The organism is Streptomyces sp. NPDC004561 (assembly GCF_053602155.1).
The window spans coordinates 1-9,671 of record NZ_JBSGDB010000350.1 but is presented as its reverse complement, the minus strand read 5'-3'; the positions used below and the strand labels follow the sequence as shown (position 1 = coordinate 9,671).

The following is a 9,671-nucleotide window of genomic DNA, read 5'->3' as shown; positions in this document are numbered from 1 at the left end:
GGGCACGAGGACTTCGTGTGGCTGACCCTCGGGCAGCTGTACGGGCTGCTGCACGAGGACAACGTGCTGAACATGGACGCCCGTACGGTGCTGTCCGGCCGACCAGGCGGTGGTGTGCTGCTGGACCGGCACCGGCGCGTCCATCGCGGCGAACAAGGTCGCCGGCGTCCGCGCGGCCCTGTGCCCGGACGCCGCCACGGCGGACGGCGCGCGCCGCTGGAACGACGCCAACGTCCTCGCGCTGAGCCTGCGGCTGACCTCCGAGCCGCTGCTGAAGGAGATCCTCGACGCCTGGTTCACGGCCGAGCCCAGCCAGGACCCCGAGGACCGGCAGAACGTGGCGCACGTCGGCCGCATGGACGCCGCCAGCAAGGGCTCCCAGGACCTGGCCTGATACGCACGCAGAAGACCCCGCTCACCCCGGCCGGCGACCGGCCCTAGTCCGTGGCGGCGGGTTCCGTCCTGGCGTCCGCACGCGCACCGGGGACGGCCGGCCCGTGTTCCTCGGCCCTGCCCAGCACCGCGAGGGTCAGGGTCACGGTGACCGATCCGGCCGCCAGCACGGTCATCGCCGTGCCCGGCGAGGTCAGTTGGGCCACCGTGCCCGCCAGGGCCGCGCCGGCGCCCTGCAGGGTGGACATCCCGACGAAGTGCAGGCCGAGGGCCTGGCCCGCGAGGTCGTCGGGGGTGAGGGACATCAGGCGTTCCTGCAGCACCAGGCTCGCGGCGAAGCCGACGGCGGCGACGGCGGTGGCCATGGCCGACAGCGCCACTCCCGGCCGCAGGACGAAGAACAGGTACGGCGTCGCCAGCAGCAGGCGCAGCGGGACCGCGAGCCGGGGGCGGAGCGCCGGCGGCACCAGGCGGCCCACCGCCATGTCGCCCACGAACATGCCGAGCGCCCCGCACGCGTACAGCGTCCCGGCCGCCCCGGGGTCGTAGGAGACGAAGAGCGAATCGCAGCCCACCACCAGGCCGTTGGGGAGCCACAGGCCCAGGTACGTCAGGCGGCGAGGCCGCGAGGACCACAGCAGGGCGTTGGTGCGCCAGGTCGCCGAGACGGACGGACGGCCGGAGGAGCGCGGCGGGCGGGCCGTGAGGCCGAGGCGGGTGACCAGGGCCGACATCACGTACAGCGCCGCCGCCAGGAGCAGGCACGTCCTCGGGGTCAGGAGCGCCAGCAGCGCGCCGCCCGTCGCGAAACCGGCCACCTGCGTCAGGCCCCAGAGCATGTTGAACACGGAACGGCCCAGGACGTAGCCGTCCCTCGGCAGGATGTCGTTCAGCAGTCCCGCGCGCACGCCCCCGCCCAGCGACGAGATCAGGCCCTGCGCCAGGACGACGGCGAAGACCGCCCCGACCGGCAGGCCGGGCAGCCCGAGCACCGCCGTACCGGCCGCGAAGACGAGGGCGAGGCCGGAGAGGATCGCGCGCGGGGGCAGCCGGTCGGCGCCCGAGAGCAGGAACGTGGCTCCGAGCAACTGCGCGAGCTGCGGCCCGAACATGCTCACCGCCGACAGGAGCGGGGAGCCGGTGGCCCGGAAGACCAGCGTGCCGAGGGCCAGGCCACCGATCGTCTGGGCCGCGGCGTGGGCCGCGAAGGAGAGCAGGAAGGGGATGAACTCCGGGGTGCGGAACAGGGCTCGGTAGCTGCGCATGCGTCGGAGTCTCGGAGCGGCCGGGGGCCGTGTTTACTGTTTCGCCGACACGCGAAAGGTCGTACGCATGGGCTTGTGGCAGATCGACACCGACACCCTCGCCCGCAGCCGGTTCGTGCTCTCGCCGTTCGCCGAGACCTTCGCGAGCCTGAAACTGCTGCACGCGGGGACCGGCGCCCATCCGGGCGAGGAGGCCTGGCTGCGCGCCCACCTGCCCGGCTACCGTGCGCGCCTCGCGGCCGACCCGGTGACCGCGCTGCTCGTGCGGGCGGCACTCGGGACGTCCTGGATCGCCGACTTCTTCTGCCCCACCTCGTGCGTCGGGGAGAGCTTCGAGGAGACCGTGGCCCGGGTGCGGACGGCCGGGGCCGGGGAGGCGCGCGCCCACCTGCGGGTGTCCCTCCGGGGCCCGCTGCCCGCCGCCCTGGAGCGGGACGACCTGCCCGAGCGGGCGACCGCGCTCCTGACGTACGTCTGGGAGGAGACCGTACGGCCGTACTGGGAGCGCCGGCGGCGCGTCCTGGAGGCCGACGTGGTCGCGCGGACCGCGCGGGTGAGCCAGGGCGGCTGGGCGGCCGTGCTGGACTCGCTGCGGCCGGGGACGCGGTGGCTGGGGGAGAGCCGGTTCCAGGTCAACCTGCACGCGTATCCGTCGCGGGAGATCGCCGCCGGGGCCGTGCTGCTGTTCATGCCGGTCACGCCGAGCACCGGGTGGGTGTCGTGGGAGGGGCGGGAGCGGTACGCCGTCGTCTACCCGTGTCTCGGGGTGCTCGCCGAGGACCATGACCGGCGGCCCGTCCCGGCCGGGCTCGGGGCGCTCGTCGGGACCGCGCGGGCCGGACTGCTGGTGCTGCTCGGGACTCCCCTGAGCACGACCCAGCTGGTCGCCGTGACCGGGCAGAAGCTGGGGTCGGTGGGGCGGCACCTGCGGGTGCTGCTGGACGCGGGGCTGGTGGAGCGGCGGCGCGCCGGGCGGTCGGTGCTGTACGTGCGGACGGCGGCCGGGGAGGTGCTCGTGGAGGCGTCGGGGGCCGGTCGTCCGTGACCTGCCGGACGGCACCCGGCGGACTCCCGGTTTCCGGCCCCCGGTTCACGGGTGTTCGCGGCTTTTGCTGGACACGATCACGGGCTGCCCGCACCCGCTGCCGTGTCGTTCGGTGCCCGAGGGCGTACGGCAGCTCGGTGCGGGCCGGAAATCGACTCGTCGTGGTCCGGGGTCAGGTGGTCCTGGGTTCAGTGGGCGCCGAGTCCGCCGCCGCCGAAGGAGCCGCTGGAGCCCTTGCTCCAGCGCGGCCGGTCCTTGGAGTCGCTCGGCTTGGAATCGATGTTGGTCAGTTCGTAGGGGGTGAGTGGACGGCCGCCCTTGGGTGTCTTGGGCACCTCGGAGAAATCCCGGTTCTCCCGGAGTTCGTGCACCGGTCCCTCCGGCGGCAGCTGCGGCTGCTCCTCGGGGCGCGGCCGGGGGGACTCGCGGTACTTGACGCGGGAGGTCAGCCAGAAGCCGCCGCCGAGCAGTGCCAGGAGGGCCACGGCCACGATGAAGAGCACAAGGCTCATCAGGCCGCTCGCCGCGGCCAGCTGCATCGATGCGGTAATCATAGGAAAGGCATACCCCGCCCAGACCGGGACGAACCGGACACGGTCCGTGACCTGCATGGAACGCAAGGCGACACGCCGTCCGGGCCGGGGCGGCCCCCCTGGTGGACCTGCCGAACACCGCAACTTTTGCCCCCGCCTGTCCCCGCGGAAAGGTGTTTGCGGTTCGGTCGCCCGGCTACCCGCACGGTGTGACAGCGTCGACTTCGCAGCAGCAGCTCTACCGGTTCCTGGAGGACCGTTTCACCTGTGCCCAGGCGTGCACGGAGTGCGCCCGGGCCTGTGCGGTGCGCGCGAGCCTCGTCGACCCGGGCGGCACCGAGCACCAGGAGCGGGTCCGCCGGCTGGGCATCATGTGCGCCGAGGTGTGCGACGCCACCTGCCGGGTGCTGTGCGAGGAGACCCGGCAGGACGAGGAGGGGATCCGGGTCCGGCTGGAGTGGTGCCGCCAGGTCTGCCTCGAGTGCGCCCACGCCTTCGACGAGCAGCCCGGCGCCGAGTCGGCCGCGGCCAGCTGCCGGATCTGCGCCGAAGCGTGCACCGACTTCCTCGAGACGTTGAAGTGACTTCGGCCGGGCGCCGGAGGGAAAGCCGAATTCGCCCCGGACGCGCCATTCCCAATTTCTGAAACACGTTCTACGGTGTGCGCCGTCAGGACCGCCCTTGGGGACCCTGGAGGCGCCGTGCATCTCGACCACACGCCCGAGCAGCAGCGACTGCGCGCCGAACTGCGCGCCTACTTCGCCCGGCTGGTTCCGGACAACGCCTACGCCCGGTACGCCGACCCGGCCGCCCAGAAACGGTTCTACCGGGACACCATCCGCCGGCTCGGCGCCGACGGCTGGCTCGGCGTCGGCTGGCCGACCGAGTACGGCGGGCGCGGCATGACGGCCATGGAGCAGTTCATCTTCTTCGACGAGGCCGCACAGGCCGGCGTGCCGCTGCCGCTGATGGCGCTGAACACGGTGGGCCCGACGCTCATGCGGTTCGGCACCGAGGAGCAGAAGGCGTACTTCCTGCCGCGCGTCCTGTCCGGCGAGATCGACTTCGCCATCGGCTACAGCGAGCCCGACGCCGGCACCGACCTCGCGGCCCTGAGGACCAGGGCCGTACGCGACGGCGACACCTACGTCGTCAACGGGCAGAAGATCTGGACCACCAACGGCGACACCGCGGACTGGGTGTGGCTCGCCGTGCGCACCGACCCGGCGGCCCCGCCGCACAAGGGCATCACCATGCTGCTGGTGCCGACCTCCGACCCCGGCTACTCCTGCACGCTCATCAACACCCTCGCCTCCCACGACACCACCGCCAGCTACTACGAGGACGTCCGCGTCCCCGTCTCCCGCCGGGTCGGCGAGGAGAACCAGGGCTGGCGCCTGATCACCAACCAGCTCAACCACGAACGCGTCACCCTCGCCGCCCACGGCACCATGGCCGTCCGCGCCCTGCACGACGCCCAGCGCTGGGCCCGGGAGACCAAACTCGCCGACGGCCGCCGGGTCGCGGACCTGCCGTGGGTGCGCCGGCTGCTCGCCCGCACCCACACCCGGCTCGACGCGATGAAGCTCCTCAACTGGCAGATGGTCAGTGCCGTCGAGGAGGGCACGCTCACCCCGCAGGACGCCTCCGCCGTCAAGGTCTACGGCTCCGAGGCCCGCCGCGACGCCTACGCCTGGCTCATGGAGATCGTCGGAGCCGCCGGGCCGCTGAAGGAGGGCTCCGCGGGCGCCGTCCTGCACGGCGAACTGGAGCGCGGCTACCGCTCGGCCGTCATCTTCACCTTCGGCGGCGGCAACAACGAGATCCAGCGGGAGATCATCTCCTGGATCGGCCTGGGGATGCCCCGGGTGCGGCGTTAGCCTGCTTGTGACTGTGCCTCCGTGCGGTCAAGGCTTGGGCCGATCTGCACAACCCCGAGCGCGGCACTGTCCGCTTCGAACACGACCACTGCCTGAAGATGTGGGCTCTCACTCAACCCAGGATCGAAGCGGATCACCACGCTGTCCCAGACCGTCGTCCGCGCCCTGGCTGGCATGCTGCCCTCGCCCTCGGGTGTCCATCCCTGGACCGGGTGGATGTTTAGCGCGGGATGGGGAACGCAGCAGACGCTCAATGTGCACTTGGTGCAGCCTGACGCGTCGTGATGGAGGTCGCCGTCGACGTCGCCCGGGACGACCGCACCGCGTGCGCACGGACGTCGACGCGGCTCAGGTACCCCTGTTTGGTGAGTGACCCGCACCGGCCGACGCCGCGGTCAAGGGGAGGGCGGCGGGTTCAGCAGTGGGTTGAGCGGGTCGCCTCAGCCCGGCCCGCTGCTGAACGCTGCCGTGCTGTCGCCCTAGAGGGCTGGGGCCGCGGTGTCGGAAGATGTGGCACGGATGCGGTCGATGAGCGCTTCCATGCCAATCAGCCCGGCGTCCAGGCCGAGTTGCTGCAACCAGTTGCGGGGCGGTGGCCGACCTGGACAAGGGGTCATGGTCGGGCTCGTGATGGTAGGGCGTAGCTGCCAGCCCCCAGTGCTGGCCCGACAGCGAGCTTGGCTTTCTCGACTAGGGGGTGTCGTTTGGATCATCCCAGCGTCGCGGGGTCTGTCGGCAAGCGCTGTTCCTCACGGCCGGCCTGATCCACACGACACCCCTCGGCGCGACGCGGACGGGGCAAGCCGGACTGGTGCCGGCCCCGGTGAGGCTACTGCTGAGCGCCCCAACTCGTTGTGCGAGAGGTTGCGTCGGTCTGCTGAGGAATCTGCTGCTGGGGGACGGCCGTGTGTCCCCGCTGCCTGCGGAAGATCAGGAATGCGGATGCGTGGTCCTTGTGGTCGTGGCTGAACGAGGCCTGGTCCAGTTGCCAGCCGAGCTCTTCCACGGCTTCGATCTGCTCAGCCACGCCTGACAGCGGTCCCGAGAAGTTACTCTGGAGCGCGCCTTGGTTGACCCGACATACGAACACGGTACGGCCTTCAGCGATGGCGCGTTGCGCGTGCTCCTTGATGGCGTTCGCCTTGGCTTCTTTGATCCACCCCATGGTGTTCCCCTCCCCTTTGGCAGCCGTCGGCAGGGCGGCTGGCGAGGTGCACGGTAGCTGTCTGTCGGCTATCTCCGCACCCATGAGGGCCGGGCTTGTCAAGCGCCCACCCATGAGGGCCGGGCTTGTCAAGCGCGCAATGGTCCACCGGCCTCGGGTTTCGGGTTGTGGGAGCCGGTCCGAGGGAGTTGGACGTTCCTGGGGTGAAGTTGTGGTGGGCCACTGGCCGTTCGCGTCGGGGGTGGCTCCCGGGGACGGTGTGGTCGGCGTGGGGTTCACATGCACCCATTCGGCGTCTGGCCGGTGTGGTCGGCGCCATGACCGTGGTCCGGGGGCCGGGGCTGCTCAGTCAGGTGATCGAGCGCGGCGAGGCCGTCTCATGCGGAAGATGCGAGATTGCCCCGGGGGTCTGCGGGCGACCGGTGTGGGAGGGATTCATCGCGCGGCTCGTTTCCTGCGCTGCGGCCGCGCTTCGGTGGCTTGGAGGAGGTGGTAGGCCCGGGTGAGAAGCTTGCGGGCGATGGCGGTGGTGGCGATCTTCTTGCCGCGGCGGACGGTGATGGTCCGGTAGGTGTCGGCGAAGTCCGGGTGTCGCTTGGCGGTCTGCGCGGCCTCGCACAGGATCCACCGCAGCCAGGCGTCTCCCTGCTTGGAGATGTGGCCGTGGCGGACAGTGAGGTCCGAGCCGCGCACGGTCGGGGTGAGTCCGGCCCAGGCGGCGAGTTTGCGTGCGGAGGGGAAACGGGTGACATCACCGACCTCGGCCAGGATCACCAGCGCGGTGAGCGGGCCCACGCCCGGCAGGGCGGTGAGGACTTTGACCCGGGGGTCACCGCGGGCGTGCGCGGCGAGCTGCACGTCAAGGGCGTCGATCGGGATCTGCAGCGCGTCCATGAGCCGCAGGAGGTCGTCGACCACGCGGCGGGAGGCGTCCGGCAACTCGAGCGAGGCAAGCCAGATGCGCCCTGGTCCGGTGAAGAGCGATCCCGCCCGGTCGTGGCCCAGATCCGCGAGTACCGCGTGGACCCGGTTGCGCAGCAGTGTCCGCAGGCGTACGAGCTGGAAGCGGTGGCACAGCAGGGCCCGCTGCTGGCGCACTTCCAGCGGCGCGATCCACGCCTCCGGCAGGAGGTCGGCATGCAGCAGCCGGCCCAGCGTGGCGGCGTCGACCTTGTCGTTCTTGAGCCGGGCGGAGGCGATGGCCTTGCACTGCAGCGGATGCACCAGGTGCGGCTGATAGCCGTAGTCCTCCAGCAGTTCCACCAGCCACCCCCAGCCATAGGCGGCCTCGACGGCCACCGGAGTACCGATCGGAAGATCCCCGATCACCGAGAGCACCGTCTCGACCCCGTTGGGCACGTTCCGATTGATCCGGACCGTGCCGTCCTCGTCGAGGACGGCAATCTGCGACCGCTTGCGGTGCACATCGATACCGACGTAGACAGACATGGAGGGCCTCCTTCCCGAGCCCGTCGATACCCGGACGATAGGCATCGCCCGCCTGAGCACGGAAGGGGGCCCGGCCCCCATAGAGTCAGGAGAACGCTTGAGTGGCCAAGCAGCGGGCCGCTGGTGTAGCGAGTTCGCCGCACCATGGGCACTGGCCGCGCTGACAGGCCGCTGTTGTCTGCCGCTTGGGTGAAGTCCACGCCGGCGGGGTGTCTTCCATAGCGGCGGACCGGTCGGCTGGTCATGACGAACGACCAGCCGCCCCTGCCTCGCGAAAGGGTCCTGCAGATCCAGCCCGGCGAGTCCATCGAGGACCTCATCAAACGGCTCGTGGACACCGCGCCTGAGCCGTCGCCTCGCGTCATGGACCGGATCCGCGAGCTGCTCTGCACTGGTGTGACGGACCCCCCGTCTGACTCCACGCAATGACAGGCGTGGCCTCTACTGAGATTCCACCCGTGGTGTCGCAGACGGTGTGCCCCGGCACCCTGGTCCTTGGTAGGCCCGCAGTCCCGCGCGTGACTGGTCTCCTCCGCGCCCTGGATCAACGAGAACTGTGACCGAGGATGGCGAAGCTCAAGTCGGAATCTACGCGGAGAGTGTGAGTGCGAGGGTTTGGTCTTAACCTCGCGCTTTCATGAAGCGGGCTGTCCGACGGATGGTCAGGTAAGCGAAAAGTGCCTCTGACCAGCAAGAATGAGGATTGTCGAGGTCCTTGTTCCTGCCACTGTCGGAGGCACTTCCCAGGTGAAGAAGCGTATCGGGTTCTATCCACGTGTCCGCGTTGAGGGCGGTGGTCACGGGGTGGTGTCCCAGGCCGGGGCCGTGCTGCTGGTCGAGACCGCCCGCAAGGCCGGGCTGGACCAGGCGATATCGACGGCACTGATGCCCTGGCGACGTCCGCGGGCGGTGCACGATCCGGGGAAGATCCTGCTGGACCTGGCCCTCGCGGTCGCTGTGGGCGGAGACTGCCTCGCGGATGTCGGGATGCTGCGGGCCGAGCCGGCCGTGTTCGGACCGGTGGCCTCCGACCCGACGGTCTCCCGCCTGGTCGACACCCTGGCCGCCGCCGGGTCGAAGGCCCTGTCCGCGATACGGGCCGCGCGGGCCGAAGCCCGCGAGCGTGTCTGGAACGTCGCTAAGACCGCGGCTCCGGATGCCGCAGGGCAGGTGATCGTGGACCTGGACGGGGTGCTCGTGCTGGCCCACTCCGAGAAGCAGGACGCCACCGCGACCTGGAAGAAGACCTTCGGACACCATCCTCTGATGGGGTTCGTCGACCACGGAAGAGGCGGCAGCGGTGAACCGGTGGCCGGCCTGCTCAGGCCGGGCAACGCAGGCAGCAATACCGCCGCCGACCACATCACCACCACTCAACTCGCCCTGGCACAGCTGCCGAAGAGGTACCGGCGAGGCCGCCAGACGCTGATCCGTACCGACTCCGGCGGCGGCACCCACGAGTTCGTCGCCTGGCTCGCCCAGCGAGGCCGATGGCTGTCGTACTCGGTCGGCATGCCCATCACCGACGCCATCCACCAGGCCGTCCTCAAGGTCCCGACCGCCGCATGGACGGTGGCCGTCGAGCCGGACGGCGAGATCCGCGACGGCGCCTGGGTCGCCGAACTGTCCGGCGACTGCCTGAAGGGCTGGCCGAAGGGCATGCGCCTGATCGTCCGCAAGGAACGACCCCATCCCGGCGCCCAGTTGCGCTTCACCGACGCCGACGGCCTGCGGCTCACCGCGTTCGCCACCAACACCACCGGCGTCCCGATCGCCGCACTCGAACTGCGGCACCGCCAGCGCGCAAGGGCCGAGGACCGCATCCGCGCTGCCCGCGCCACCGGCCTGAACCGCCCCGGGTTCGGTAGAGATCTCAGATTGTGGTTGTGACCTGGGGTTTCGTGAGTTCCGTGTAGTAGTTGGCTTCGTACTCGACGGGCG

The 9,671-nt window shown here is 70.8% G+C and carries 7 protein-coding genes and 3 pseudogenes; 6 read left to right on the top strand and 4 right to left on the bottom strand.

The features are described 5' to 3' along the window. Positions 1-15 precede the first annotated feature (15 nt). Both ACWEN3_RS33365 and ACWEN3_RS33360 read left to right on the top strand, forming a co-directional pair. A pseudogene (locus ACWEN3_RS33365) lies at positions 16-84 on the top strand (hypothetical protein); the annotation flags it as partial. Between the two features lie 13 nt (positions 85-97). Further along, positions 98-394: pseudogene (locus ACWEN3_RS33360) on the top strand (RpiB/LacA/LacB family sugar-phosphate isomerase); the annotation flags it as partial. 43 nt (positions 395-437) lie between these two features. Here the strand turns inward: ACWEN3_RS33360 and ACWEN3_RS33355 are convergent. Next, positions 438-1,658, bottom strand: a complete 1,221-nt coding sequence (locus ACWEN3_RS33355; protein WP_452978508.1) for an MFS transporter — start codon at positions 1,656-1,658, stop codon at positions 438-440. 67 nt (positions 1,659-1,725) lie between these two features. On the opposite strand from ACWEN3_RS33355, the gene ACWEN3_RS33350 reads away from it, so the two are divergent. Then, complete coding sequence (locus tag ACWEN3_RS33350) at positions 1,726-2,703, top strand: ArsR/SmtB family transcription factor (protein ID WP_452978506.1); 978 nt, start codon at positions 1,726-1,728, stop codon at positions 2,701-2,703. 188 nt (positions 2,704-2,891) lie between these two features. Here ACWEN3_RS33350 and ACWEN3_RS33345 read toward each other — a convergent pair whose 3' ends face one another. After that, on the bottom strand, positions 2,892-3,257 hold the full coding sequence (locus ACWEN3_RS33345) for a DUF6479 family protein (protein ID WP_452978503.1): 366 nt from the start codon (positions 3,255-3,257) through the stop codon (positions 2,892-2,894). A gap of 188 nt (positions 3,258-3,445) precedes the next feature. Here ACWEN3_RS33345 and ACWEN3_RS33340 point away from each other — a divergent pair, with 188 nt between their 5' ends. Together ACWEN3_RS33340 and ACWEN3_RS33335 are read left to right on the top strand one after the other, a co-directional pair. Further along, a complete protein-coding gene (locus ACWEN3_RS33340) occupies positions 3,446-3,820 on the top strand; it encodes a ferredoxin (RefSeq protein WP_452978500.1) in 375 nt (124 codons plus the stop codon). Positions 3,821-3,937: 117 nt separating this feature from the next. Then, complete coding sequence (locus tag ACWEN3_RS33335) at positions 3,938-5,116, top strand: acyl-CoA dehydrogenase family protein (RefSeq protein ID WP_452978497.1); 1,179 nt, start codon at positions 3,938-3,940, stop codon at positions 5,114-5,116. Between the two features lie 829 nt (positions 5,117-5,945). Here the strand turns inward: ACWEN3_RS33335 and ACWEN3_RS33330 are convergent. Together ACWEN3_RS33330 and ACWEN3_RS33325 are read right to left on the bottom strand one after the other, a co-directional pair. After that, positions 5,946-6,281: a hypothetical protein gene (locus ACWEN3_RS33330; protein WP_452978494.1), complete on the bottom strand. Its 336-nt coding sequence runs from the start codon at positions 6,279-6,281 to the stop codon at positions 5,946-5,948. 435 nt (positions 6,282-6,716) lie between these two features. Further along, entirely contained in the window at positions 6,717-7,730 is a 1,014-nt protein-coding gene (locus ACWEN3_RS33325) for an IS110 family transposase (RefSeq protein WP_452978492.1), read from the bottom strand. Between the two features lie 747 nt (positions 7,731-8,477). Between ACWEN3_RS33325 and ACWEN3_RS33320 the strand changes: the two are divergent. Next, a pseudogene (locus ACWEN3_RS33320) lies at positions 8,478-9,578 on the top strand (IS1380 family transposase); the annotation flags it as partial. Between the last annotated feature and the right edge of the window lie 93 nt (positions 9,579-9,671).

What these genes read in the sequence shown, in the direction of transcription:
- ACWEN3_RS33355 (WP_452978508.1), bottom strand. Translation starts at nt 1,658, where the DNA reads ATGCGCAGCTACCGAGCCCTGTTCCGCACCCCGGAGTTCATCCCCTTC.
- ACWEN3_RS33350 (WP_452978506.1), top strand. Translation starts at nt 1,726, where the DNA reads ATGGGCTTGTGGCAGATCGACACCGACACCCTCGCCCGCAGCCGGTTC.
- ACWEN3_RS33345 (WP_452978503.1), bottom strand. Translation starts at nt 3,257, where the DNA reads ATGATTACCGCATCGATGCAGCTGGCCGCGGCGAGCGGCCTGATGAGC.
- ACWEN3_RS33330 (WP_452978494.1), bottom strand. Translation starts at nt 6,281, where the DNA reads ATGGGGTGGATCAAAGAAGCCAAGGCGAACGCCATCAAGGAGCACGCG.
- ACWEN3_RS33325 (WP_452978492.1), bottom strand. Translation starts at nt 7,730, where the DNA reads ATGTCTGTCTACGTCGGTATCGATGTGCACCGCAAGCGGTCGCAGATT.